The sequence below is a fragment of the Viridibacillus soli genome (assembly GCF_016612995.1).
GTDB classification, from domain to species: domain Bacteria; phylum Bacillota; class Bacilli; order Bacillales_A; family Planococcaceae; genus Viridibacillus; species Viridibacillus soli.
This window is the reverse complement of sequence record NZ_JAEOAH010000006.1, coordinates 177,870-201,951: the sequence shown is the minus strand read 5'-3', so window position 1 is coordinate 201,951 and position 24,082 is coordinate 177,870. Positions and strand designations below refer to the sequence as shown.

27 protein-coding genes and 1 riboswitch are annotated in these 24,082 nt (G+C 34.5%); of the genes, 19 read left to right on the top strand and 8 right to left on the bottom strand.

The genetic code is table 11. The annotated features are described in order from the left end of the window. Window positions 1-46: 46 nt before the first annotated feature. The 3 genes from JFL43_RS07520 to JFL43_RS07510 form a co-directional block, all read right to left on the bottom strand. Window positions 47-643 carry a sigma-70 family RNA polymerase sigma factor gene (locus JFL43_RS07520; protein WP_200748516.1) on the bottom strand — a complete coding sequence of 199 codons (597 nt, stop codon included), beginning with the start codon at window positions 641-643 and terminating at the stop codon, window positions 47-49. Window positions 644-1,001: 358 nt separating this feature from the next. After that, entirely contained in the window at window positions 1,002-1,160 is a 159-nt protein-coding gene (locus tag JFL43_RS07515) for a YvrJ family protein (protein ID WP_100795520.1), read from the bottom strand. A 10-nt stretch (window positions 1,161-1,170) separates the two neighbouring features. Further along, the gene (locus JFL43_RS07510; RefSeq protein WP_200748515.1) at window positions 1,171-2,088 is read right to left on the bottom strand and encodes a S8 family peptidase; all 918 of its coding nucleotides are present in this window, start codon (window positions 2,086-2,088) and stop codon (window positions 1,171-1,173) included. Between the two features lie 518 nt (window positions 2,089-2,606). On the opposite strand from JFL43_RS07510, the gene JFL43_RS07505 reads away from it, so the two are divergent. The 8 genes from JFL43_RS07505 (at window position 2,607) to JFL43_RS07470 (ending at window position 7,826) form a co-directional block, all read left to right on the top strand. Beyond that, the gene (locus JFL43_RS07505) at window positions 2,607-3,056 is read left to right on the top strand and encodes a LytTR family DNA-binding domain-containing protein (protein WP_100795522.1); all 450 of its coding nucleotides are present in this window, start codon (window positions 2,607-2,609) and stop codon (window positions 3,054-3,056) included. Continuing rightward, entirely contained in the window at window positions 3,053-3,508 is a 456-nt protein-coding gene (locus tag JFL43_RS07500; RefSeq protein WP_234447645.1) for a DUF3021 domain-containing protein, read from the top strand. Before JFL43_RS07505 ends, JFL43_RS07500 begins: the two co-directional genes overlap by 4 nt. Window positions 3,509-3,572: 64 nt before the next feature. After that, window positions 3,573-4,505 (top strand): ABC transporter ATP-binding protein, encoded by a 933-nt coding sequence (locus tag JFL43_RS07495; protein ID WP_200748514.1) that lies wholly within the window; start codon window positions 3,573-3,575, stop codon window positions 4,503-4,505. Next, window positions 4,505-5,380, top strand: a complete 876-nt coding sequence (locus JFL43_RS07490; protein ID WP_200748558.1) for an ABC transporter permease — start codon at window positions 4,505-4,507, stop codon at window positions 5,378-5,380. Before JFL43_RS07495 ends, JFL43_RS07490 begins: the two co-directional genes overlap by 1 nt. Before the next feature lie 180 nt (window positions 5,381-5,560). Further along, entirely contained in the window at window positions 5,561-6,178 is a 618-nt protein-coding gene (locus JFL43_RS07485) for an NUDIX hydrolase (protein WP_200748513.1), read from the top strand. Between the two features lie 89 nt (window positions 6,179-6,267). Continuing rightward, window positions 6,268-6,762: a GNAT family N-acetyltransferase gene (locus JFL43_RS07480; protein ID WP_200748512.1), complete on the top strand. Its 495-nt coding sequence runs from the start codon at window positions 6,268-6,270 to the stop codon at window positions 6,760-6,762. A 122-nt stretch (window positions 6,763-6,884) separates the two neighbouring features. After that, the gene (locus JFL43_RS07475; RefSeq protein ID WP_234447643.1) at window positions 6,885-7,361 is read left to right on the top strand and encodes a GNAT family N-acetyltransferase; all 477 of its coding nucleotides are present in this window, start codon (window positions 6,885-6,887) and stop codon (window positions 7,359-7,361) included. A 105-nt stretch (window positions 7,362-7,466) separates the two neighbouring features. Then, window positions 7,467-7,826, top strand: a complete 360-nt coding sequence (locus JFL43_RS07470; RefSeq protein WP_200748511.1) for an MmcQ/YjbR family DNA-binding protein — start codon at window positions 7,467-7,469, stop codon at window positions 7,824-7,826. A gap of 228 nt (window positions 7,827-8,054) precedes the next feature. On the opposite strand, the gene JFL43_RS07465 is transcribed toward JFL43_RS07470, so the two are convergent. After that, a complete protein-coding gene (locus JFL43_RS07465; RefSeq protein WP_200748510.1) occupies window positions 8,055-8,648 on the bottom strand; it encodes a hypothetical protein in 594 nt (197 codons plus the stop codon). Window positions 8,649-8,869: 221 nt separating this feature from the next. Beyond that, window positions 8,870-9,014, top strand: a riboswitch (cyclic di-AMP (ydaO/yuaA leader). 109 nt (window positions 9,015-9,123) lie between these two features. Between JFL43_RS07465 and JFL43_RS07460 the strand changes: the two genes are divergently transcribed. From JFL43_RS07460 to JFL43_RS07435, 6 genes are all read left to right on the top strand, one after another. Then, window positions 9,124-10,950 carry an APC family permease gene (locus tag JFL43_RS07460; RefSeq protein ID WP_100795528.1) on the top strand — a complete coding sequence of 609 codons (1,827 nt, stop codon included), beginning with the start codon at window positions 9,124-9,126 and terminating at the stop codon, window positions 10,948-10,950. A 152-nt stretch (window positions 10,951-11,102) separates the two neighbouring features. Further along, complete coding sequence (locus JFL43_RS07455; protein WP_200748509.1) at window positions 11,103-11,627, top strand: AAA family ATPase; 525 nt, start codon at window positions 11,103-11,105, stop codon at window positions 11,625-11,627. A 34-nt stretch (window positions 11,628-11,661) separates the two neighbouring features. Continuing rightward, window positions 11,662-12,081: a FosM family fosfomycin resistance protein gene (fosM, locus tag JFL43_RS07450; RefSeq protein WP_200748508.1), complete on the top strand. Its 420-nt coding sequence runs from the start codon at window positions 11,662-11,664 to the stop codon at window positions 12,079-12,081. A 41-nt stretch (window positions 12,082-12,122) separates the two neighbouring features. Further along, on the top strand, window positions 12,123-12,686 hold the full coding sequence (locus JFL43_RS07445; protein WP_200748507.1) for a histidine phosphatase family protein: 564 nt from the start codon (window positions 12,123-12,125) through the stop codon (window positions 12,684-12,686). A gap of 163 nt (window positions 12,687-12,849) precedes the next feature. Beyond that, window positions 12,850-13,578: a hypothetical protein gene (locus tag JFL43_RS07440; RefSeq protein ID WP_200748506.1), complete on the top strand. Its 729-nt coding sequence runs from the start codon at window positions 12,850-12,852 to the stop codon at window positions 13,576-13,578. A gap of 156 nt (window positions 13,579-13,734) precedes the next feature. Beyond that, window positions 13,735-14,574 (top strand): DUF2785 domain-containing protein, encoded by an 840-nt coding sequence (locus JFL43_RS07435; protein WP_200748505.1) that lies wholly within the window; start codon window positions 13,735-13,737, stop codon window positions 14,572-14,574. Between the two features lie 285 nt (window positions 14,575-14,859). Here JFL43_RS07435 and JFL43_RS07430 read toward each other — a convergent pair whose 3' ends face one another. Continuing rightward, a complete protein-coding gene (locus JFL43_RS07430; protein ID WP_200748504.1) occupies window positions 14,860-15,030 on the bottom strand; it encodes a hypothetical protein in 171 nt (56 codons plus the stop codon). A 396-nt stretch (window positions 15,031-15,426) separates the two neighbouring features. Here JFL43_RS07430 and JFL43_RS07425 point away from each other — a divergent pair, with 396 nt between their 5' ends. From JFL43_RS07425 to JFL43_RS07415, 3 genes are read left to right on the top strand one after another with little or no spacing between them, the layout of a single operon-like run. Continuing rightward, the gene (locus tag JFL43_RS07425; RefSeq protein ID WP_200748503.1) at window positions 15,427-15,861 is read left to right on the top strand and encodes an SRPBCC family protein; all 435 of its coding nucleotides are present in this window, start codon (window positions 15,427-15,429) and stop codon (window positions 15,859-15,861) included. Further along, window positions 15,861-16,199: an ArsR/SmtB family transcription factor gene (locus JFL43_RS07420; protein ID WP_200748556.1), complete on the top strand. Its 339-nt coding sequence runs from the start codon at window positions 15,861-15,863 to the stop codon at window positions 16,197-16,199. The genes JFL43_RS07425 and JFL43_RS07420 overlap by 1 nt, the downstream gene beginning before the upstream one ends. A gap of 57 nt (window positions 16,200-16,256) precedes the next feature. Further along, window positions 16,257-16,649: a VOC family protein gene (locus JFL43_RS07415; protein WP_200748502.1), complete on the top strand. Its 393-nt coding sequence runs from the start codon at window positions 16,257-16,259 to the stop codon at window positions 16,647-16,649. A gap of 105 nt (window positions 16,650-16,754) precedes the next feature. On the opposite strand, the gene JFL43_RS07410 is transcribed toward JFL43_RS07415, so the two are convergent. After that, window positions 16,755-18,440 (bottom strand): methyl-accepting chemotaxis protein, encoded by a 1,686-nt coding sequence (locus tag JFL43_RS07410; protein ID WP_200748501.1) that lies wholly within the window; start codon window positions 18,438-18,440, stop codon window positions 16,755-16,757. A 319-nt stretch (window positions 18,441-18,759) separates the two neighbouring features. Between JFL43_RS07410 and JFL43_RS07405 the strand changes: the two genes are divergently transcribed. Continuing rightward, window positions 18,760-19,542 (top strand): tyrosine-protein phosphatase, encoded by a 783-nt coding sequence (locus tag JFL43_RS07405; protein WP_200748500.1) that lies wholly within the window; start codon window positions 18,760-18,762, stop codon window positions 19,540-19,542. Between the two features lie 70 nt (window positions 19,543-19,612). Here the strand turns inward: JFL43_RS07405 and JFL43_RS07400 are convergent, their stop codons facing one another. Both JFL43_RS07400 and JFL43_RS07395 read right to left on the bottom strand, forming a co-directional pair. Then, window positions 19,613-21,310 carry a methyl-accepting chemotaxis protein gene (locus JFL43_RS07400; protein WP_200748499.1) on the bottom strand — a complete coding sequence of 566 codons (1,698 nt, stop codon included), beginning with the start codon at window positions 21,308-21,310 and terminating at the stop codon, window positions 19,613-19,615. Further along, entirely contained in the window at window positions 21,294-22,937 is a 1,644-nt protein-coding gene (locus JFL43_RS07395) for a pyridoxal phosphate-dependent decarboxylase family protein (RefSeq protein ID WP_200748498.1), read from the bottom strand. Before JFL43_RS07395 ends, JFL43_RS07400 begins: the two co-directional genes overlap by 17 nt. 242 nt (window positions 22,938-23,179) lie before the next feature. Between JFL43_RS07395 and JFL43_RS07390 the strand changes: the two genes are divergently transcribed. Further along, the gene (locus JFL43_RS07390; protein WP_200748497.1) at window positions 23,180-24,064 is read left to right on the top strand and encodes a DMT family transporter; all 885 of its coding nucleotides are present in this window, start codon (window positions 23,180-23,182) and stop codon (window positions 24,062-24,064) included. The last annotated feature ends 18 nt before the right edge of the window (window positions 24,065-24,082 follow it).

The window sequence follows — 24,082 nt, the reverse complement described above, 5'->3', positions numbered from 1 at the left end:
ATAGGTGTCAGAACAAAATTGTATTGTTTGCGACTAAAAGTAATTATCATATTTTGCTTTTAATACAGGCCTTTCTTAACTTCTCTAAAGCTGCATGGTGGTTATATGAAATGGTTTGTTCGGATTCATTCAATACTTTGGCGATTTGCTTATTATTAATATTATGAATATAGATTAATTCGAGAATGTACAATTGTTTATTTGATAGAGATTTCATACTGGAGATTAGCTCTGGATTACCGATATAATCACTTATGTTATGTTGGCTATTTTGAAAGTTATTGAATGTTGTATCTTCGATGGAGGACATTAAAACGTCCATTGAAAAATGTTCTTCTTGATTGTTAGATTCTTCAGCAACTCCTGGAATAGGGAGGTTTTTTTTATAATAATTTCGTAATCTTTTATCAAAATCAATGGCAGAGAAATGTATGGTTTTTGAGATATATGAAATTAAAATGACGTTTTTATAATATTGGCGAAATGCAGAGTTCAGCTGAGTAATACTATCTTTATCCATGCTATTTATTGCTCTACTAAAAATGTTTTGATTTTCATTACTTTTTAAGAATCCTTTCATAATAGGTTGCTTCATTATGTTAGCATATTTTCTGAAAAATTCTTTTTCTCTAATAGTCTTCATCAACACCCCTCCTTTCATATAAGAGAGAAATATATTAGCAAATTTTTCGAAAAATATTGTTGTGAATTATTAAGGATGTAAAAAGTGTTTTTTGATAAATGATAATTATAATTAGTTTTGTGTAGTTACTATTAATACTTATGTTGCTTTTAACGATAACATGCGTGTTTTTGAAGGAAAAAGATAAATTTTTATATTTTTTTTATAAAAAGAACATATCTTTGTTAAAGTGAAATATCAATTTTTAATAAAGGGACTTCTCACTTTGTATATAAAAAGTAGATGATAGTCTAATTTTACTATATAATGATATGTCCAGGTACAACAATTTCTCTTGGAAATGAATTTATTCTGTAAATTAACTCCTATCTTTTTGAACAATTATCCCTCGGAGAGAATCCAATTCATTGGCTAGTCTTTCTAATTTTTTTTCAAATCTTAGTAAAAGATATACTGAAATTACAATAGGAAATCCAAAATTTGAGATTAAATATACCCAATCCGCTTCGGCCCCCATATTATCCCTCCTATTTTAATTGGATGAAACCATTACCCACTTGGCTGATAGGGTAATTTATTTTTTTCGAATGGCTATTAAAATATCTTTCAATTTGCGATGGAAGCAGTATTTGTTCATATTTGTTTATCAGATTTAATGCTAATGCAACTGCGCCAGAAGCATGTGGAGCTGCCATTGAAGTACCGGTTAACTTAACATATCTCCCATCTAAATGAGTTGATAAAACATCTTCTCCTGGTGCCATAAATTTAAGGTTAAGATTCGTCTGCGAAAAGACGGAAGGAATTAAATCATTATTTACAGAACCGATTGAAAGAGTTTCCTCGTAGTATGCAGGATAAGAAATTTCGTATGTTTCAGAGTCACCGTCACCGTCATTTCCAGCTGCAGCAACGATAATAATTCCGGAATTGTATACATTCTTTACTGTTTCATACAATGCATTTGTATGTGTAGGACCTCCTAATGACATATTAATCACACTTACTTTTTCACCATTAGGACCTGTCCATGCCATCGCATAATTCAAAGCTTCAATTAACTGTTCATAAGAACCTGCTCCGTTTTTGTTTAAAACTTTCAGTATTAATAAATGACTTTTAGGAGCAATGCCTACTACTCCCACGCCATTCTTTCTAGCTGCTATGATTCCTGCGACGTGTGTACCGTGGCCATTATAATCTTCAAAAATAGTCGGATTACCATTGTCATCATCTGTGAAATTATATCCATCTATAATAGAGTCTGCCAAATCTAGGTGAGTTGTTGCGATTCCCGTATCTAAAACAGCTACGACTACTCCACTACCTTCAGAAGCTTCAGTCCAAACCTCTCTTGCTTTGATTAGATCTACACCAGGGGGAATTATTTCTAAATCATCGTGAAATGATACAATTTTGTATTTACCTAACTCGATTTTTGGCATATTATCCATCCTTTACTTATTATTTTTTTGCTAGCTACAAATAGAACTCACACGACGTTTTTTCAATTCTCACATAAGCTTACTTAGACAGTGACTAATTTGTCTCTTTACAACACCTCTTTCTATTTGGTTATATTCTTTAAAGAGAAATTTAAAATAAAATATCAAAAGATTTTGAAAAATTAAGTCTTTTTAACTAATTATGGTAACTTGAAAAAATTGGTAAATTATTTCTTCTCGAAAGAAGGAATGCTATGGATTAAAACCACCTTTCAAAATGATAGGTGGTTTTGTTACTTCTTTATGAAGTATGGAACTTTTAAGTGTTGGATATTTAGGGGATGGATTGTAAAGTTGTTAAAGGAGAAAGTAGGATACTTACCAATTATCTTGTTAAGAGGTCCATTTTTCATGTCCTATTTATGGTAACTTGTTGTAAGTTTTTTACCACATATAGTGGAATTTTAAATACCTAGAACTTTCCATGGTATATTTTGTTTAAGAAGTGGAGGATGCTTATGCAAATTAAGCTAATAATCGATGAGAAATATGCTGAGACGGAAATACATATTCACGCAAATGCTTATAGTGAGCAATTAGAGCAACTTATGAAGTATTTGAAGGCTACAAGTACGGATGTTATTGACGGGTATTTACAGCAAGACATATACATGCTGAAAATCACGGATATTTACTCTGTGTATTCAGAAGGTGCAAAGATTTATTTCCAAACAGATGAGCATGAATATGAGTCAAAGCGCAAGTTATATGAGCTTGAGGAGTTATTAGAAAAAGATTTTGTTCGTGTGAATAAATCGACACTCGTTAATATATCTAAAATCGTGTCTATGAAGATGGAAAGAACCGGTATGATGCAGCTCGTGATGGATAATGATACGACTGCTCATGCTAGTCGTATGTATTTAAAAGGATTAAAGAAAAGATTAGGAATCGGGAGGGATGTATGATGAAGAAAATTACCCAAGTCGCAATTTTAGGAGCGCTTATTGGCTTAAGTACTTCATATATGATTATTACAATCGATTTATTAGTCAATCCAACTTACACACTCAATGGGCAGGAACTATTTTTGGAATTTAAATTGGCTATATTTCTTGGAATTGGCTGCGGTATCACTTCACTTATTTTCTACATGGAGCGATGGTCGATTGCGGTGAAGTTAATCATACACTATGTTGTTATTTTATCACTTGTACTTGTATGTGGAGCAATTGGTGAATGGTATGAAAATCCAGTGGAGCAGCCAGGAGAGTTTATTATGTTCTTTGCCATTCAATTGACGGTTTATCTTGCAGTATTCGTAATTATTTATGGAGTGAGTTATCAAGAAGTAAAGAATATTAATGAAAAATTAAAAAGACGATCGGAAGGCACCCATCATCGCTCAATGAAGCTCTAAACAGGAAAAAGGGATAGCGAGTTTATCAAGTTAGTTAAAAAATTATTATATTGAGGTGAAGTGAATGTCAGAGCAACAAGGCATTATTCAAGTTACGAATTTGATGAAAAGTTATGGTGAATTTGAAGCAGTGAAAGGGATATCGTTCTCCGTAAAAAAGGGAGAGTTGTTTGCTTTTCTAGGAACAAATGGGGCAGGTAAATCGACAACAATCGATATTCTATGTACGCTGCTCAAAAAAAGTGCAGGTGAGGTCATAATCGATGGTTATAAAATTGGTGAGGGAGTAGGGAATAATCATATTCGAAAGAAAATCGGGGTTGTATTCCAAGAGAGTGTATTAGACGAAAGGTTAACCGTTTTTGAAAATATTCTTAATCGTGGTCAATTCTATAATTTAAGTAAACATCAAATTCAAGAAAACTATCAATTTGTATCAGATTATTTGAAATTAGATGATATTCAAAACAAAAAATATGGTACTTTATCTGGTGGACAAAGAAGGCGAGCAGACATCGCTCGGGCTATTATACATAAACCTACTATTTTATTTTTAGATGAACCAACAACAGGGCTGGATCCCCAAACAAGGCTATTTGTTTGGGATGCGATTAAGAGATTACAAGAAGAAACGAATATGACTATTTTTTTAACGACTCATTATATGGAAGAAGCGTCCGTTGCTAACCAAGTTGTGGTCATTAAAGAAGGACGTTTGGTTGCAGAAGGAACACCTAATCAGTTAAAAGAAAAATATGCTTTTGATAGCGTACATTTAGAGTTTAAGCATACATTTGACCCGGAGCCATGGTTAAAAGAAAAACAATTATCCTACGCATTGAAAAACTCGATTTATACCGTCCGCGTCGCGTCTACTCTAGAAGCATATGACATCTTAAAAAAACTAGAAGGTCAAATACAGTCTTTTGAGGTTGTAAAAGGAAGTATGGATGATGTCTTTATTAATATTATTGCAGAAAAAGGGAGCGTCGTATGATGAAATCTCTATTCCATTTGGTTAGCAGGAATAATAAAATATACCGCCGCGATCGAACGTTAGTATTTCTTTCACTATTATCAGTGTTCATCGTAATTATATTGTATGCAGTGTTTTTACAACAAACCCAAGTTGATGCCATTCAAGAGATGATTGGCAAATCAAAGGCAGTTAAAAATATGGTGAACGAGTGGATGATTGCAGGGTTATTATCGATAACTGCTGTAACCACAACACTAGGTGCGTTTGGAATTATGATTCAAGATAAGGAAAGCAAAAAAACGCATGATTTCTTAACGACTCCATTATCGAGAGCTACGATACAGTTAAGTTACGTTATTAATGCATTTGTCATTGGTCTATTTTTCTCTTTGCTTGCTTTTGTTGGTTGTGAACTATTTCTTGTTTTATCAGGTAGCGAAATCTTGAGTGGTATAGTGATTTTAAAAGTTATAGGCATCATTATTCTTTCGGTTGCATTATCCAGTTCGATTAACTTATTCTTAGCTCTTTTTATAAAAACGCAAAGTGCTGCCTCAACACTAAATACAATTGTTGGGACTGTTATCGGTTTCTTATGTGGAGTCTATGTTCCTATCGGTAGTGTTCCAAATTTTGTTCAAAATATTATTATGTACTTTCCCATCAGCCATACTGCAGTTCTCTTGAGAGATGCATTCATGACAGATTCAATTCAAACTGTATTCAAAAATGCAACGCCGGAACAAATACTAGAATATAAAAAACAGTTTGGCATAGTGTATGAAATGAATGACAAGCTTGTTAGTACAACAAATCATTTATGGATCATTATTATTACGACAATCGTATTTACCGTAGTATCTATCATGATATTCAAAAAGCAAAACAAATAGCTATAATGATAATTTAACTTCATATTTACTTATTTTATATATTTTTTCAATAAAAACCCAAAATAGAGAATCCACTTTGATTAATTATTTTCAAAATGGATTCTTTTTTTACATAATATACAAGTTGTCAGATGTTTTATATAATTACATTACATAAGTTAGGACGGATGGTGATGATCAATGGAACCTAAATGGCTTGAATGGGCAAAACAACTTCAATCCATTGCACAGGCGGGATTAACTTATTCAAAAGATGTCTACGACTTGGAAAGATTTGAACTAATACGAACAATCAGCGTAGAAATGCTGTCATATCAAACAGAAATAGATGCGACAAAAATAAAGGATTTATTTGCCAATGAAACCGGTTACGCAACTCCGAAAGTAGATATTAGGGCAGTCGTTTTTCAAAATAATAAAGTGTTAATGGTTAGAGAAAATACTGATGGTGACTGGGCGTTACCAGGTGGTTGGGCTGACATTGGATTAACGCCAAGTGAAGTCGCGGTGAAAGAAGTGAAAGAAGAATCAGGGTTTGATGTAAAAGTAGTTAAGTTGTTGGGTGTACTAGATAAGAAGTGCCATCCACATCCTCCTTCTCTTTATCATGTTTATAAAATATTTATTCAATGTGAGATAACTGGTGGGCAAGCAATGGAAGGCATCGAAACAAATGCCGTGGCGTTTTTCTCTGAAAATGAATTACCAACATTATCAATAGCTCGGAATACAAAATCACAAGTTGACTGGGTGTTTAAGATTATAAATAATCCACAAGACCCTGTTTATTTTGATTAATGCAGGTATTACGTTTTATCGTAAAGCTTTGAAACGTTTCCTTTTTGCAACTCAAAATTGTGGATATTTTTTATAGAGGAGGCTTTAGTTTGATCATTCGTGAAGTGCAGGTTGCAGATGCAGAGAGATTTTTAACTTTACTAAAAGAGATTGATGATTCTAATCGTATGCTATTTAATCCTGGAGAACGTCAAACATCGGTTGAACAGCAACAAAAAGTATTAGAACAATTTGCAATTGATGAGCGTTCAGTCTTTTTAGTGGCTGAAAAAGCTGGCGAATTCCTTGGCTATTTAGGCTTAATTTCAGATGATCTTGAACGGAGAAATCATATCGGCCGGATTGTGGTGGGCGTATCAGAAAAATCACGTGGTCAAGGTATTGGAACAAAACTATTTGAATCTATATTCAAATGGATGGAAGGAAAATCATTTAAGCGGATTGAGTTAACAGTGATTAAAGATAACGAATCGGCCTACCGCCTATATCGGAAAATGGGATTTGAATTCGAAGGCGAAAAGGTTGCAGCGCTATTAATTGATGGTGAATTTGTGAATGAGTTGTATATGCATAAATTATTTTGATGTATTAGGGGAGTTCGAATCTACTTTATAGGAGGGACTATATGCACCTACATATTTATAAAGTAGATTTATAAATAGCTAGTGAATATTATTCTTTAATAGCATAAGGAAGGGGCGATTCAATGCAGCAATTATTTGTTGAAAATATGAGTATAGATCTTGCAAAAGAAATATTAAGTTGGAGATATGAGGCTCCTTATGACTTTTATAACAACGATTTAGATACGGATACATTACGTGAGTTACTTGAAAATCCATATTATTCGGTAATAGATAATAGTGGAGAATTGGTAGGCTTTTTTTGTATTGGACAATCCGCACAAGTACCAAGTGGTTCAAAGTTTGGTACCTATTCAGAAGAAATGATTGATATTGGTATAGGGATGAAACCAGGATTAACAGGTAAAGGGTATGGTTCGACCTTCTTTTCATTTGTACTTAATCATATTCAAGATGAAAATTGCATACCTATCCGCCTAACTGTTGCTAAATTTAATCAGAGAGCTATTCATCTGTATGAAAAATTTGGTTTTGTTAGGATTATGGAGTTTCGTAACGATTCAACTGAATTTATTGTAATGATTAAGAAAGATCTATAACGGTTTTTCAACTAATAGTGGTGAGGGTCGAAAAAGAAATTAGTAATGATCAACTTTATCTCAGCTCTATACAGGAATGACTATTTCATGAAGGGAGTACTTTTAATGGATGAAAAAAAATTACAATCGTTTTGTGAGGGTTTACCGGGTATAACTCATGATTACCAAGTAGATTGGCAAGCAGATCGTTATCATGTAGGTGGGAAGACGTTTGCGATGTTAGGAGGAGATTCTGAAAGAAAGCCTATTATAACTTTAAAATGTGAACCTAATCGTGCTGTAGAGTTACGTGAGACTTATGAGAGCATTATCCCAGGGTATTATATGAATAAAACACATTGGAATTCATTATATCTGGAATCAGATTTACCTACTGATTTATTTGAGAATCTAATTTTACATTCATATAATTTAGTTTTTGAAAAATTAACTAAGAAGGCTCAAAAAGAAATTGTAGTAGAATAATTTTTAAAATAAATCTCCTAAGGACATGGAGTAGTGATAGATAAAGAAAATAGTTCTTTGAGTAAACTGGCCAAAATAGGCCAGTTTTTTATTTTAAGAAAAATCGCTGTACTTTTTCAATTTAATAATACCTATTACAGGGTATTTTGACATCCATACATATAGGCCGGCGATGAACGAGTATGGCCAAGTTATAGAGTGATGTAAAATATAACACCTTAAAATTTATTACGCCTTATTAAAATGTGGTTTCCAATCGAGTTGTTTATCAACTTCTTGTTTCTCCATCCAATTAAGAAAACTTTTTATATTTTTTATGTTGTATTCTAACACGGACTGATAGATGTATATAGATGGGTATTCGTGATCTTGTTTTAACAAGTCTTCCTTAATACTTAATATAGCTATTCTTTGTTCTTCGGTTAAAGTGTTTGCCATTTCTTGAACTAAATCTCTGGACAATGCTCCTTGCCTTTCAAGCGGAAACAGCCACATATCTATATTCCATATTTCTGCAGATTCATGTCTATAGAGTAGTTTGAAATAAAATCCATTGTACTGTGAATCCAAATAATTATGATACTTGATTTCAATTACTTTAGGGTTGTTAGATAAAGAACTTAAGAATTTTAGAGCCTGATTTGGTCGAGGATTAGCACTAAATGTTTCTATATCAATATCAGGTTCGACAATTAAATTATATGCGGTGGCACCCACTATATAAGGGTCACCGATTTCACGCCAACTGTCCATTAAGTTTAGCTCAGTCAATATTTCTACAGCTATTTGTTTTCTTTTGGTAGCACGTTCTAATATATCCATAATATATAATACCTCCTTTTTTCTTCTTTTCCATAAATTACATTATAATACTCTGTTTTTCGGGAAAAATCAATCCTTTATTTAATACGTCTAATCATCTAAAATCCATACTTGAATAATTTAAAGTAGGCCATCTTTCATCAAGAAAGTGGGCCTTTTCGACTCAAAAATATTTTTATTTACTTTTCCAAAACTTGAGAGTAATATTACATCAGTTTCAAATTTCTAAATCGCTGAAGTGAAATACACGGGGGAACCATTTTGAGGATTGCATTGTAATCCTAGGGGTGAATCTTTTTAAGAAGGAAGGGCTACTCAAGGCCCGAATCCGACAGCTAACCTCGTAAGCGTTATATGAGAAGGAAAGTGGAGCTTGTTAGACAGAAATTCTAATGTCTACAGGTCTATTTGTTGATGACCTGTAGACTTTTTTTATTCTCTAAAAGATAAAAATCCTCTAGGACGGGTGAGATATATGAAATCTTCATTGAAAAGATTGTTAATTGGTAGACCTTTAAAATCGACTGAATTAGGAGAGCAACGATTAAATAAAAAGAAAGCGTTAGCGATTCTTTCCTCGGATGCTTTATCATCTGTGGCATATGGACCTGAGCAAATTTTAATTGTTTTAGTGACAGTAGGAGCAGCTGCACTATGGTATTCGATTCCGATTGCTGTAGGTGTCATTATTCTTTTAACAGCACTTATATTGTCTTACCGTCAAATTATTTATGCATATCCTCATGGTGGAGGCGCTTATGTCGTTTCACGAGAAAATCTTGGGGTCAATCCAGGGCTTGTTGCTGGTGGTTCTTTATTGGTCGATTATATTTTAACGGTGGCTGTTAGTGTATCTGCGGGTACGGATGCCATTACGTCTGCGATGCCAAGTTTACATGGTTATAATGTTGAGATTGCAATTGTATTTGTTATCTTATTGACGATTTTGAATTTAAGAGGTGTGACAGAATCAGCTTCTGTTTTAGCGTATCCTGTGTATTTGTTTGTGTTAGCGTTATTTATTTTAATTGGTGTAGGGATATTTAATATTGTGACAGGTAATGTTTCGCCAAGCTTGCATACATCGATTGGCACGCCAGTTGCAGGGCTTAGTTTATTTATATTATTAAAAGCTTTTGCATCAGGGAGTTCGGCTTTAACTGGTGTAGAAGCGATTTCCAATGCCATTCCAAATTTTAAAGAACCAGCACCTGTAAATGCTGCGAAAACGTTAATGGCGATGGGTGGCTTATTAGCAATTTTATTCTCAGGTATTGTCTTTTTAGCTTATTATTACGGCATTGTACCGAGTGCAACAGCAACGGTCGTTTCTCAAATTGCAGAGGAGAGTTTTGGTCGCAATTTGATGTATTACTTCATACAAGGGACAACAGCTTTAATATTAGTGCTGGCTGCAAATACAGGTTATTCGGCGTTTCCATTACTTGCTGTGAATCTTTCAAAAGATAAATTTATTCCTAGAATGTTTCAATTAAGGGGGGATCGTTTAGGGTACTCCAATGGGATTATTCTACTTGGTTTGGCAGCAATTCTTTTAATTATCGTTTTTCACGGGACAACTGAGAATTTAATTCCGCTATATGCTGTTGGGGTGTTTATTCCCTTTACATTGTCTCAAACGGGTATGATCGTGAAATGGGTGAAGGAAAAACCTCAGGGATGGGTGCCAAAGTTAATGATAAATTCGGTTGGTGCGATGATTTCATTTACTGTAACGATAGTGTTTTTTGTGACCAAATTGAATGAAGTATGGCCAGTATTTGTTTTTTTACCGATTATTATTTACTCGTTCCATCGTATTAAAAAGCATTATGATTCGGTTGGACCACAGCTAAAATTAATAGCAGATGAGAAAATTATACAGATTGAGGGAAATGTCATTATAGTCCCTGTGGCTGGCATTACGAAGGTTGTAAGGAATTCATTAAACTATGCTAAATCACTGTCAGCAGACCAGATTATTGCGGTTTATATTGCATTTGAAAGAGAAGATATAGCCAAATTTGAGGAGCAGTGGAAGAAGTGGCAGCCTGATGTGAAACTCGTGACACTGTATTCTCCTTATCGTAGTATTGTTCAACCACTGACGAAGTTTATTGATAAAGTTGAACGTAAAGCGAGTAAAGCCAATTATCAAGTTTCGGTGATCATTCCACAATTTTTGCCGAAGAAAGGTTGGCAAAATATACTTCACAACCAATCAAGTTTAATGATTCGCACATCTTTACTGCATCGAAGAGATGTAGTGCTCATTACGGTCCCATATCATTTACAAAAATAAAAGGAGGATATTTACAAAAAATACTGAATATATATTGAGAGAGTATTTTTTTATGTAAGCAATTTTGAAGTAAAGTTTGATAAATAAAATCCTGTATAGACTATGCAGGATTTTATTTATGTCGATGAATCATTTTAGACGAAGGAGAATCTATGATTATTTTAATTAATGGTGCCTTTGGTGTTGGGAAAACGAGCGTTTCTGAACGATTGCATAAAAATTTAGAGAATAGCATTGTTTTTGACCCAGAAGAAGTAGGATTTATGCTCAGAAATATTTTGCCGAATGCTATCAAAGAATTAGAAGCACCTAGTGGAGATTTTCAAGATTTTATCTTATGGAGAAAATTATTTGTAGAAACAGCACGATGTTTTAAAGAACAATACGGAAAGACATTGATTGTTCCAATGACTATTAGGAATTTTGAATACTTCAGAGAAATTACAGAAGGGTTAAATAAAATAGACAAGGAAGTTTATCATTTCTGTTTAACAGCATCAAAAGATACAATTCATAAACGATTAGTAGAACGCGGAGAAGTTGAAGGTAATTGGTGTTTTCAGCAGACGGATCAATGTTTGGCTGCATACGAAAACAATGATTTCTCATATTATATTAATACTGAGGACAAAAACTTAACTGAAATCACTGAAGAAATTGTTGAAAAGATAAAATAGTGTCTATTTATATGTATAGTAAAGGGCGGATTTCTTGAATATACAAGGTTTAAACCATTTCTTATTTTCCGTTTCAGATTTAGATAAGTCCATTGAATTCTATCAAAATGTATTTGATGCAAAGCTACTAGTAAAGGGCCGTACAACAGCTTATTTTGATGTATGTGGAATATGGCTAGCATTAAATGCTGAAGAGGATATTCCGCGTAATGAAATACACCAGTCCTATACACATATAGCTTTTACAATAAAGGAATCGGATTTTGATACCATGTATGAAAAACTTAGAGATTTGAATGTAAATATACTACCAGGTCGTCCAAGAGATCAGCGAGATAAGAAATCTATTTATTTTACAGATTTAGATGGACATAAGTTTGAATTTCATACAGGTACACTAGAAGAAAGAATGGATTATTATATGCAGGATAAACAACATATTGAGTTCTTCTGATAACACCAAACAATGAAAAAATAGTTTAGGGAGATGCTGAAATGACAACAAATGTTTATCTTGTCAGGCACGCGCATTCCGTTTATACACCAGACGAATTAACTCGGCCATTATCTGAAAAAGGGCTGCGAGACGCTGAGAGTATTTTGACTACACTTAAAAGTGAAAAGATTGATGATTTTATTTCTAGTCCATATAGAAGAGCAATTCAAACAATTGAGCCCTTAGCAAAATATTATCAAACCGAAATTAAACTAAATAAGGCCTTTCAAGAACGTACATTGGCACAAGGCAAAGTAAAAGATTTTAATGCAGCAATCACTAAGGTTTGGCAAGAACCTGATTTTGCATTTGACGGTGGAGAATCGAATCTCAATGCTCAAGCAAGAGGAATAAAAGGTTTTATGTCCATTTTACAAACATATGAAGATCGCAATATCGTGATTGGTACACATGGGAATATTATGGTGCTCATCATGAATTATTTTAATGCAGAATATGGCTTTGAGTTTTGGCGAAAACTTCAAATGCCAGATATTTATAAGATGTCATTTAGTGGTAAAGAGCTAATGGGGATAGAACAAGTCTTATTAAAACAATCTTAATTTCTAAGAGTTTTTGGATCATAGTCAATATTCATTAAGTGAGGGAGATTAGTAAATGAGAATATTCGATACGACTAACTACTTTTAAAAAAATTATAAGCCAACGATTAGCTTTTTAAGAAGTTACTATGACAAGTATCCTGAGATATTTCAAGAGTATTTTATGTATCACTGTAAGGATACAGAGGAGCGTCATTCTCAATCGATTAGTAAATATGAACATGATTTCGATAATATTAGACTAGTCAGGAGTAATATAGTTTCAATTATTGAGAGAGTAGAATTAAGCTATAAAGAAAGATATGATGTGGATTTTCCGATAGAAGTGGATTTATTGATTGGTGGCTATGGTTCTAATGCGTATACATATAGAGAAATCATTCCTAATATTAGCTTTGCGTTAGAAAAACTGTCGCCAGAAATGAATCATTTGGAATATATAGTGGCACACGAGTTTGGTCATGCCACACATCATATTATTTCAGACAAGAAGAAAATAGATTGGACAAAAGTAGATTGGAATAGTCCTCTCACATGGTTAAATCAAGAGGGTGCGGCTACTTATTTGTCTCGACAAGCTGCGCCGAATCTACTTCCACATCAGTATTTTTCTTACGATGAAGAGGCAGAGTGGCTATTATTTGCCGAGGAAAATTATGAAGAGATTAAAGATGCATTTCGTGAAGATTATCAACAATTAAACATAAATGAATTGTTTTTCGAGTGGTTTTCTATTAATGGTGGGGAAAGATTTAAACATACACGCCTAGCATATTTTTTAGGAGCTGATTTTTTTCAAAAGCAGGTTGATTCACTAGGTGAAATAGAAGCGGTTATTGCATGGGGAAGAGATGATTTTAAACAAATGGTTGAAGAATGGTTAAACGAATAGTAAAGAACCATCATACAAATAAAATAGTGAATTATAAGCCATCTATCGTCCTTTAAAATATAGGTGGTTTTCGTTTTGTATGTTCTGATACAGCAATTTGGTTGTTCATGGCATAATTGACACAGTGACAAATGAAGGTAATTAATGGAGGATTTTATGGATTTAAAACAGATTTTAATAGATTGGACTTCGATGTCTACTTTAGAACGTAAAACTTTGATAGCTGAGAAGGGAGACCAACTAGTTTCGAACATGTTACAGGAAATTGGCTCTGTAGATGCGGAGCTACGTGACCAGTTGATTTATCGGACATTTATGGAGATGATTGGCGATCAGTTATTATCCCTTGAGCAAATGCAGTTATTATTTGAAGAGACTGTGACAGAGAAGTATTTATTTTTCCATACTGGTGATGAACAGACTGATACGGTATTTACGCGTTCTTTTTCAGCGCTTTTATTAACAGGTATTTTAACAGTGGATGCAGAATTGAGGTTCTTGCCAGAAAAGATGTTGGTTACATATTTGGAGAGAAGTGATCAATTTTTACAAAAAGAACGCGATGTTCGGGGTTTTGTAGACGGTAAGGGATGGGCACATAGTGTTGCACATGGTGCAGATTTAGCCGCAGCGACAGTTCGTCATCCAGCTTTTGAGCTGCGTATGGCACCACCAATACTACAAGCAATTAAAGCTTGCTTGTGGAAAGATGTTGTTTATGTAGATGATGAGGAAGAACGTTTAATCGAAGTGATTGAAGCAATGATGAAAAAAGGTGTTTCAGACGATGTACTCATTGAATGGGTAGAGCAAGTTTTCGATAAGTTAGATCATTATTTGAATAGTAGAGGGTATGATCCATCGTATTTTAAAGCAAGAACGTGTACATTACATTTTATGAAAACATTATATTTTGCGCTGAAAATTAAAAAGAGTATGCCCAAATTAGAAGGTGTTGTGTATATGCAAGTCGCCAAACATTTTAAATTAGGCTAAGTAAGAAAGGGTTTCAGCTATGCAAGAATTGTTTGAGGTTATAGTAGAGGTATGTCTAAGTATTTTGGAGGGCATTGTTAATTTATTTTCCAACTCTAAATTAAATCGTAAGAAAATTAATCGCCATATGTTAAAAGGCTATGGATGGTTTAAGAAAATCTTTGAAGATTAAAAGTAAAAGAGAGCAAAGGAACTTTATCACTCTTTTAAATAAGCAAAAGTAAATTTATAAAAAGTGCTGAATCATAATTAATTGGAAAAGGCGACACAGATATGTCGCCTTTTTTACGTTGCTCTTAATGCCAATTGACCATTTTTCATTTCATAGATTTTATCGCAATACGGTAAAATACTTTCATCATGTGCCTTATATACATGGCAACCAGTATCTTCTAAATGCAGCTCTACCAAATTTAGAATATTAACATTATCATTTACAATTAGAATATTTGCCATCTATTTTATCCATTAAGTTAATATCATCCTCTTTGAATAATAATCATATCAGGCGTGTTGATTAACCGATTTTAACCATACTGATAAAGTGGTAGGTTGATTTCCGCTAGGGGATGCTGCTTTCCGCGGGCAAACACCAAGCTGCTCCCTTCGCTACAATCAACTGAAAAATGTAGTAACATACGTTAGTATTGAACATAAAAAAGCCATATAAACGGTAAATAACAACCTAATATTCCCCTAATCAACACACCTGTAAGCATATAGTACTTTGCAAAATAATTGGAATCACAAGGCCGGGAAGAAGTTTATATTTGACATAGAACCATCTGGTTTCATATAATCAAAACACGAAACTAAATGGTTCTGTATTAAAGGCTGAAAAGGAGAATAAGAATGACAAATAATAATCAAGAAAATTTACCAGATATTAAACAAACAGTACTAGTGAATGCACCTATCCAAAAAGTATGGAATTACGTATCAACTGCGGAGGGCATTGAAGCTTGGTTTATGCCAAATGATTTCCAATTAGAAGAAGGGTATGAATTTCATGTACAATCACCATTTGGCCCATCACCTTGTAAAGTAATCGAAATTGATGAACCAAATCGCTTATCATTTGAATGGGATACAGATGGCTGGGTTGTGACATTTATGTTAAAAGAAATGGGCGAGCAAACTGAATTTATGCTTATTCATGGTGGCTGGAAAAACGCGGATGCAATCGTACAAAAAGCGCAGCAACCAAGTTCGGTTATTCGTGCCACAATGGAACAGGGCTGGGTTGGTATCGTTCAGCATAAATTCAAACAAGTGGTTGAGGGCTAATTATGTCCGCCGCAGAAAAATACGATGTGTTCCAAGCAATTGCTGATCCAACACGTAGAGAGGTGCTTCACTTATTAGCGGCAAAGGAGCGATCCATTGCAGAAATTACTTCTCACTTTAATATGAGCCGGACGGCGATTGCTAAGCATCTCCATGTTCTTGCAGATGCAGAACTTGTTAGTGGTACAAAGGTCGGTAGAGAAAAGATTTATAGCCTACAACCAGAGCCATTAACGGAACTGAAGCAATGGCTATCCTTCTATGAGCAGTTTTGGAATAATAAATTAACGAAACTAAAGTATGTTGTTGAAAATCAGTTTGAAAAGGATAAGGAATAATCGGTATCAATATGTAATATTCAGCCAATAATGACTGATATGAAAGGGTGAAAGCATATGACAAAGGTGACGCCATTTTTAATGTTCCAAGGGCAAGCTGAGGAAGCGATGAATTATTATGTTTCATTAATTCCGGACTCGGAAATTTTACGTATTAAACGTTATGGAGCAAATGAAGCAGGGGCAGAAGGTAGTGTAATGCAGGCTGCTTTTTCATTGAAGGGGCAAGAAATTTTATGTATTGATAGTAATGTACAGCATGCATTTACATTTACGCCGTCATTTTCGCTCTATATTACATGTGATACAGAAGAGGAAATCGATTATTTATATGAAAAGTTATTGAATGGTGGTAGTGAATTAATGCCAATAGATAACTATGGCTTCAGTAAAAGGTTTGGTTGGCTTGTCGATCAGTTTGGCGTATCTTGGCAACTAACGCTTGAGTAAAAGAAGAAGTATATTTTGTATTAGAGAAAAGGTTTGCCAGATATGGGCAAACCTTTTCTTGTTGTTAAGCATGTATGAGTGCTTAGTCTTTTATAACAGCATTTTTTATACTTTAAATTCTTGAATCATTGCTTGTAAATTTTGAGCGTTTGCATTTAAATCTTCTGCGACTGAATTTACTTGATTCATCGTAGAAGATTGTTCCTCAATAGCAGAGGCAGCCAATTCTGTATTTGTAGATGCATCTGATGCACCGTTTGCAATTTCTGTAACAGAGGCAGAAACTTCTTCTGCACTAGCTGAAATTTCCTCTGAAGTAGCGGATATTTCTTCTACTTGAACGGTGATCGATTTAACAGCAGAAGTAATTGTTGTAAAGGCTGAGCCTGCTTCTCCAATGACTTGAACACCATCTTGAACAGAAGAAAGACCTTCGTGTACTGCAGATTCAACGTTTTTAGTATCGGTTTGTATTTCTTTGGTTAGTGTAACGATTTGTATTGCAGATTGTTTTGATTGCTCAGCAAGTTTACGAACTTCGTCTGCTACAACAGCGAAACCTTTGCCTTGTTCGCCTGCACGAGCCGCTTCAATTGCTGCATTCAGTGCAAGTAAATTTGTTTGGTCTGTAATATCTGTAATGACATGTGTAATAGCGCCAATTTCTTGTGATTGTTTGCTAAGTTTTTCTGTTAGTTCAGCAATTAAGTTAGTTGAGTTAGAGATGACTTGCATTTGCTGTTGTGCCACGCCAATTGTTTTCATACCATCCTCTGCTGTCGTGCTCATATCGACGGTGTTTTGATGTAAAGATTGTGTAGCTTCAGCTATGCGTTGAATACCAGCAGCCGTTTCATCCATTGCGACAGCACTTTCTTTAGCAGCAGTAGCAGATATAGATGAGATGTCTGCTGTTTGATGAATACGCATAGACATTTCATTTGCAGATGCAGTGATCTCCTCTGTACTAGCAGATAATTCCTCTGATGAAGCAGAGAGATGCTCGCTGTTTGTTTGAATATTACGGACGATCTCTTGTAAATTCCCCTTCATTTTGTTGAAGACATTTGCTAAAGTCCCAATTTCATCTTTAGAAGTGAAGGCGATATCAGGTTTAGATAAATCACCAGTAGCAATAATTTCAGCTGCTTGGGCTACTTCACCCAATGGTTTTGTGATAGATTTTCTAACGAATCTGATGAAAAATACACCAAGAGGAATACATAGTATTAAAGCGATAATGTCACCAAGTAGCGATTGGCTAGCGAGAACTTTTATGGAATTTCCAGTTGTCTGAAGTTGCATGTCTTGATATTTAATAATGTTGCTAGCTGATTCTAAAATACCATCGCTTGCGTTAGAAGCAGAAGTATCTATAATCTCAATTGCTGCCTCTTTATTGCTGTTATCAAATTCTTTCAGTGCACTTGTAACTGCTGTATTAAAATCGTCGTTAAATTTTTTTGCATCCTTTATATATGCTTGCATTTTTTCGGCGCGGGATAGTTCTGCAAGTTCTGTAATTTTGTTGTCAACGAAGTCTTGATAATTCTGTAAAACTTCACGTCTTGATTCTGTGTCCTTTATGAAATAAGAACGTAATAGAGAGTCTTGCATTGCTAAGCCAAATTGAATATCATTTGCCAATTGCAACTGAACAACGCGATAATCGACTGCTTCCTCTACTTGTGATTCAATTTTCGAAAATTGATAATAAGTCGTGACTATTATTATTACTAATAAGCTAATAAGACTAAGAAATCCTATATTTAATTTTTTTCCGACGGACATTGTTTGGAGCCTTCTTTCCTTTTAAAATTTACATATAATAATTATTTTGATGGAAAAACAACAAATAGTCAATAAGTATTGGTTATAAAGACATAAAAAACTAATTATAAAGGGTATTACTAATTAGTTCGAAGTTACTTATTTCTAACGTTGTATAAGAGCTCTCGACCTTTATAGTGACAATAACGAAGTGATTACAATAAAAAATCGTATAGAAGAGATAGCTGGATTGAAAATAGCCTAATAATTTCTTATTCCTTAAAATAATGCTAATCTATTATATAAGAAATACTCAAATATTTATAAAAGGGGATGTAATATGTCTAACGTAAATGAAAATCGTGTGCTGCCGCTTGAGCAAGTTGTGAACTTTAGAGATATGGGGGGATATCCTACAGCAGATGGACGAAAGGTGAAATACGGGGTGTTTTATCGCTCGGGTGGGCTCAATAAAATGACGGTAGCAGACCATGAACTTTTTAAAACATTAGGGATTAAGACTATTTTTGATTATCGAGATGATGGAGAAGCGGAAACTAAGCCGGATCCGATATTTGAAAATGTACATAACGAGCGTATTCCTGCAAAGGGCGATGTAGGTTTTCAAATGCCGACATCTTCTTTGAAGGAAATGGATAATCGAGCATTTCTACAAACTGTGAATGCGGACGTATTTACGAAGCTCTATGCACATTTACCATTGGATAATCCTTCGTATAAGCGTTTGATGGACATTATTCAAGACCCTGAAAATCTTGGGTTATTACATCATTGTGCGGTAGGGAAGGATCGCACGGGTGTGGGTGGTGCACTTATTTTACTTGCGTTAGGTGTAGATGAGGAAAACGTTATGAAGGATTATTTAGTAACAAATGATTACATGCAGCCGGTACGAGATGCAATGATTCCTATGTTGTCGGAGCATTTAAATGAGGAACAATTACAGCATTTTGGTGATATCATGAGTGCTAAAGAGCAGTATTTACAAGCAACTTTTGATGCTATTAATGAACGCTATGGAAATTACGATACATTTTTTGAAAAGGAATTTGGATTGACAGAAGAAAAGAGAAAAACATTGCAAGCGAATTGTTTAGAATAACTTTATGAGCCCAAATAAAGTAAACTCCCCATTACCATAAATGACAAGGTAATGGGGAGTTTTGGTGTTTTTAGATTTTAAATTTATGAACAGCGTTGTGAAGAATTTCAGCCATATTAGCAAGGTTGTTTGAAGAAATAGAGATTTCTTCGACACTTGCAGATTGTTCTTCCGAAGCTGCAGCTACGTTTTGAATACTACTAGATGTTTCAACAGAGATAATGCTTACTTGATCCATTGACTCGGCGATGTTTTCAACATCCTTGTTCATATTATCAATAGCTCTATTCACTTCATTCATTTGAGTATTTACTTGGTTTACCGATGTTAAAATGTCCTCAAATGCGTCACCGGCATTTTCAAATGTCGTTGCGCTGTCTTTTAAGTTACTATAGCTAATGGCCATTGAGTCAACAGCATCTGTTGAGTCGGTTTGAATTGTTTCAATACGTGTTCTAATTTCGTTTGCTGCTTCGCGAGATTGTTCAGCTAGTTTGCGAACTTCCTGTGCAACTACTGCAAAGCCTTTACCGTGCTCACCTGCACGTGCTGCTTCAATAGAAGCATTCAATGCAAGTAGATTTGTTTGATCTGTAATTTCTGTGATGAGAGTAACAATCTTGCCGATTTCTCTCGTATTATCGCTAAGACGATTCACTACTTTAGATGTTGTCTGTATTGTATCATAGGTTGTATTCATCTTCTCTACTGCGTTGTGGATAATCGTGTTACCATTTGCAGCTATTTGAGAAGTATTTTGTGCTTTAACCGATACGTCTTCAGCGCTTGAAGCAATTTGCTGCATTTTTCCAGAGATATTTGTAACGGTAGTATTCATCTCTTCTACAGCGCTTGTTTGTGTTTCAGCGCCGGCCGCAACCTCTTGCATAGATTCGGTAATTTGCTTAATTGATTCATTTGTTTGTTCAGAGCTTGCGGTAAGTTCTTCAGAAGTTGCCGCAACTTGCTCTGCATTTTCTGCAATTGAAGTAATTAAAGACCGTAAATCGGTTGACATTCTTTGAACGCCTTCTGACAATTGTGCAACCTCATCTTGTCCTTGCGTCTTAAAACCTGACATTGTTAGATTGCCTTTTGCAATTTCTTCTACATACTCAACAACTGATACGATTGGATTCGTAATACGTTTACTAATGAAGAAGGCAATAAGCGCTCCAAGCAATATGAATACTAGAGTCATGCCAATAGAGATCATCACTACTTTTGATTGTAGTGCTGGGATAAAGGAAGCATCCATATCTATCCCGAAAATGATATCAGTTCCTTCGAAAGGAACAAATATAGACTTATGCACTCCAAATTCATCTTTATAAATGTCGCTTTTTTGAGAAGTTTGTTCAGTAATCGCTTTATCCATATTCGCGTCAAATGTATAGCTATCATTACGATTATCAGTATTACTTAAAGCAACGATATGTTCCTGACCATTAGAATTAGAGAGAACGTAAATGTTTTCAACATCGAACTTCTTTTGTGCCTTGTTCAAAAGAGAGAGTAATTCTTCATATTTCTCATTATTTCCTTTATCTGCACTAGAAACAATGTCGCTATCTATGTCAGACTTAACATCAGTAGATATTAAATTAAGGCTTTTTTCGAATTCAACAATAACGTAGTCGTTAATGATATGTGTTGATAGAGAATACATTGTAAAGCTAAAAATGATGGAAAAAATTGTGATGGGTATTACAAAACTAAAAATATATTTATACAATATCGAACTTTTGTACTTAGTAAATAGATTCAACGTTAGACTCCTCCAAATTATGAATGGCCTGTGAAATAGAATCTATCATTTCATCTAAATATTGTACTTCTGTATAAGGTGAAATAGCGAAAAGCTTCGCTGCTGCTACAGGAATCATTTCTTCCGAATTTCTAACAGGTATAGTACAAACCTTCGTTGTATCACCAAAGAATACATTTTCACGGTTGTGGCCAAGTATTTCGAATAAAGATTGGTTCAGTGTATTAGTTACTTGAACTTGTTCAAGAGTTAAAGTACCAGTTTTTTCTTTTGACCAGTCTAATCCATCTGGATACAGACGGAATGCAGTAACAGGACCGATATTGGCATCGTTAACAACGGATACATTTGGAAGTTTTTCTTTGATCTTGTCTCTGAAAGCTAAGTTTACACGGACGTAGTTAGCCAATATTTTCTGATAGCCTTCGACGCCAAAAGCAGATAGAGCAGCGTAGATGGCAATTGAACTACCCATACGAGAGCATTCTAAAGTGTAGCCTGTATGATAGCTACCATATCCTCTATTACCAACATAAGGCGTATCAAAATCTTCTAAGTCTAGTAAGCCTAAGTGTTTTCCTTCTTTCACTAAAAATAAGCTTGTTAAATAAGGTGTTTGGCCAAGCTTTTGGAAATCGAAACATAAGCTATCTGCTAAAGAAATATGTTGCATACGTTCGTTGATACTTTGTAAGCTTGCAAGTACATTTTCTTCGAATTGAAGCGGGTTTGATTTAAAATCATAAGATTTGAAGAAAGAATAGAATCCGCCTAACGCTGAGTCAGCATGAATATGAATAGGTTGTAAATCGTATTTTGATTCAATTTTTGTAGCAATGTCTTTGATAGCTTTGACATCATCGATTGCAAAGCTATCTGTTGCCCCAGTCGTAGCAACGATATAGATAGGAATGCCACCTTTACGAATGACTTCTTCTAATTTATTTGCTAAGTCTTTAAGATCCATTGAATGATCACTAGTTGCTTTAACTCGAATAAGATTATTACTACCAATTCCGACAGCTTCAGCAGATTTTAATAAGCTATAGTGAGCATTTTCGGAAGCGAAGCAATATAAATTACGTGGAACGCCTTCTTCTTTTGCATGTGGAAATTGTTTTGCAATTGCAAGACGTAAGCCGCTAAATACAGCCCCTTGTCCTCCCCAAGTTGTATAACCCCAACTCTGTGTGAAATCATAACCAACTAGCTTCGACATCATACCAATGACTTTTACTTCACTTTCAGCTGCAGCTGGTCCGTAGACATCCCATAAATTATTACCGTTTAATAATGTCGTTGTTAATAATCCGATGATGCCAGGGATACTAGCCATCGGAAGGACATTCGTAACAAATTTTCTAGTATGGTATGGATGACCCTTCATTAAGTCGACTAAATCATTTACTACATTGTCCATTCCAATCGCTTTTATAGGAACTTCATAGTTTTCTATCAGCTCTTTATAAAAATTAGCGGATCTCTCTTGCACAGGACCTAATGTGCTTTTTTGTGGATCTTTTAGTTGATCAAGTGATGTGAAGATTTTTTCGATATAATTTAAAATCTCTTTGCGTTGTTCTAGATTCCCGTCTTCACTTGGGAAAAGTCGTTGAATTTCCTTCATATAGTTAAACACCTCTTAGTTAATTAATAATAGATAATAGTCAATAATGCTGATTATATCACAGAGTTTTTAGTTCTTAGTGCATAAAATTGAAGAAATAGTGAATAGGGATAAATAATCACTAAATAGAAATAGATAATATTTATTTGTTATAATATTTATTATTTTCTGATTTTTAAAAGTTATAAATGATATGTAATAATTTAGATAAGAATTGGTTATGTAAGGAAGGTAGTGTCAATATGAATATAGCAGCAATGATTAAGATGACAGTAGCAATGGCGATTTTCGGTTCCATTGGCTTTTTTACAGTGAATACAGGAATACCAGCAGAGGAGCTTGTGTTTGTTCGCTGTATTTGCGCGACGTTATTCTTAGGAGGAATGTGGTTTTTTACAGGTGGCTATAAAACGGAGAAGTGGTCACGCCAAGAAGTTACTCAGACGCTCATTTGTGGTGTGTTTTTAGTCTTCAATTGGGTGTTTTTATTCAAGGCATTTGAAGAGATGTCGATATCCGTAGCTATTTCAATTTATAATTTAGCACCCATTTTTGTATTGATTTTAGGAAGTTTAATTTTAAAAGAAAAGATGACAGTACAAGCTGTTATGGCAGTTATTGTTTGTTTTCTTGGAAGTGTTTTTATTATCGGATTGGATCAATTTACATCTATTGAGGCATTGTTCAATTCAGGATTTGTCTGGGCGATGCTGTCTGCAGTTTGCTATGCACTTGCAATGTTCGTAGGGAAGGGCATTACGCATTTAAGTACTTATGCTTTGACTTTTGTACAGACAATGGTTGGAATTGTTATTTTACCGCCATTTCTGGACTTCGGGGTGTTTGAGGGACTGACGACTTCAAATTGGTTGTACATTTTAGGAACAGGCTTAATACATACTGGTTTTGTTTATTACTTGTTTTTTGATAGCTTGCGTAAGTTGCCGACTATTGTTGTGTCCGCGTTAGTTTTTGTGGATCCAGTGGTGGCGATTTTATTGGATATTGTGATTTTAGATTTCCGACCTACTTTGTTGCAAACTGCTGGCATAGTACTTATTTTCGCAGGTATTATTTATACGTTAATTAAGCCGAGTAAACAGATTGTTGAATTACCACAAGTATAAAGAGCTGTCCCAAATAAT

What these genes read in the sequence shown, in the direction of transcription:
- JFL43_RS07520 (WP_200748516.1), bottom strand. Translation starts at nt 643, where the DNA reads ATGAAGACTATTAGAGAAAAAGAATTTTTCAGAAAATATGCTAACATA.
- JFL43_RS07515 (WP_100795520.1), bottom strand. Translation starts at nt 1,160, where the DNA reads ATGGGGGCCGAAGCGGATTGGGTATATTTAATCTCAAATTTTGGATTT.
- JFL43_RS07510 (WP_200748515.1), bottom strand. Translation starts at nt 2,088, where the DNA reads ATGCCAAAAATCGAGTTAGGTAAATACAAAATTGTATCATTTCACGAT.
- JFL43_RS07505 (WP_100795522.1), top strand. Translation starts at nt 2,607, where the DNA reads ATGCAAATTAAGCTAATAATCGATGAGAAATATGCTGAGACGGAAATA.
- JFL43_RS07500 (WP_234447645.1), top strand. Translation starts at nt 3,053, where the DNA reads ATGATGAAGAAAATTACCCAAGTCGCAATTTTAGGAGCGCTTATTGGC.
- JFL43_RS07495 (WP_200748514.1), top strand. Translation starts at nt 3,573, where the DNA reads ATGTCAGAGCAACAAGGCATTATTCAAGTTACGAATTTGATGAAAAGT.
- JFL43_RS07490 (WP_200748558.1), top strand. Translation starts at nt 4,505, where the DNA reads ATGAAATCTCTATTCCATTTGGTTAGCAGGAATAATAAAATATACCGC.
- JFL43_RS07485 (WP_200748513.1), top strand. Translation starts at nt 5,561, where the DNA reads ATGGAACCTAAATGGCTTGAATGGGCAAAACAACTTCAATCCATTGCA.
- JFL43_RS07475 (WP_234447643.1), top strand. Translation starts at nt 6,885, where the DNA reads ATGCAGCAATTATTTGTTGAAAATATGAGTATAGATCTTGCAAAAGAA.
- JFL43_RS07470 (WP_200748511.1), top strand. Translation starts at nt 7,467, where the DNA reads ATGGATGAAAAAAAATTACAATCGTTTTGTGAGGGTTTACCGGGTATA.
- JFL43_RS07465 (WP_200748510.1), bottom strand. Translation starts at nt 8,648, where the DNA reads ATGGATATATTAGAACGTGCTACCAAAAGAAAACAAATAGCTGTAGAA.
- JFL43_RS07460 (WP_100795528.1), top strand. Translation starts at nt 9,124, where the DNA reads ATGAAATCTTCATTGAAAAGATTGTTAATTGGTAGACCTTTAAAATCG.
- JFL43_RS07455 (WP_200748509.1), top strand. Translation starts at nt 11,103, where the DNA reads ATGATTATTTTAATTAATGGTGCCTTTGGTGTTGGGAAAACGAGCGTT.
- JFL43_RS07445 (WP_200748507.1), top strand. Translation starts at nt 12,123, where the DNA reads ATGACAACAAATGTTTATCTTGTCAGGCACGCGCATTCCGTTTATACA.
- JFL43_RS07440 (WP_200748506.1), top strand. Translation starts at nt 12,850, where the DNA reads ATGTATCACTGTAAGGATACAGAGGAGCGTCATTCTCAATCGATTAGT.
- JFL43_RS07435 (WP_200748505.1), top strand. Translation starts at nt 13,735, where the DNA reads ATGGATTTAAAACAGATTTTAATAGATTGGACTTCGATGTCTACTTTA.
- JFL43_RS07430 (WP_200748504.1), bottom strand. Translation starts at nt 15,030, where the DNA reads ATGGCAAATATTCTAATTGTAAATGATAATGTTAATATTCTAAATTTG.
- JFL43_RS07425 (WP_200748503.1), top strand. Translation starts at nt 15,427, where the DNA reads ATGACAAATAATAATCAAGAAAATTTACCAGATATTAAACAAACAGTA.
- JFL43_RS07415 (WP_200748502.1), top strand. Translation starts at nt 16,257, where the DNA reads ATGACAAAGGTGACGCCATTTTTAATGTTCCAAGGGCAAGCTGAGGAA.
- JFL43_RS07410 (WP_200748501.1), bottom strand. Translation starts at nt 18,440, where the DNA reads ATGTCCGTCGGAAAAAAATTAAATATAGGATTTCTTAGTCTTATTAGC.
- JFL43_RS07405 (WP_200748500.1), top strand. Translation starts at nt 18,760, where the DNA reads ATGTCTAACGTAAATGAAAATCGTGTGCTGCCGCTTGAGCAAGTTGTG.
- JFL43_RS07395 (WP_200748498.1), bottom strand. Translation starts at nt 22,937, where the DNA reads ATGAAGGAAATTCAACGACTTTTCCCAAGTGAAGACGGGAATCTAGAA.
- JFL43_RS07390 (WP_200748497.1), top strand. Translation starts at nt 23,180, where the DNA reads ATGAATATAGCAGCAATGATTAAGATGACAGTAGCAATGGCGATTTTC.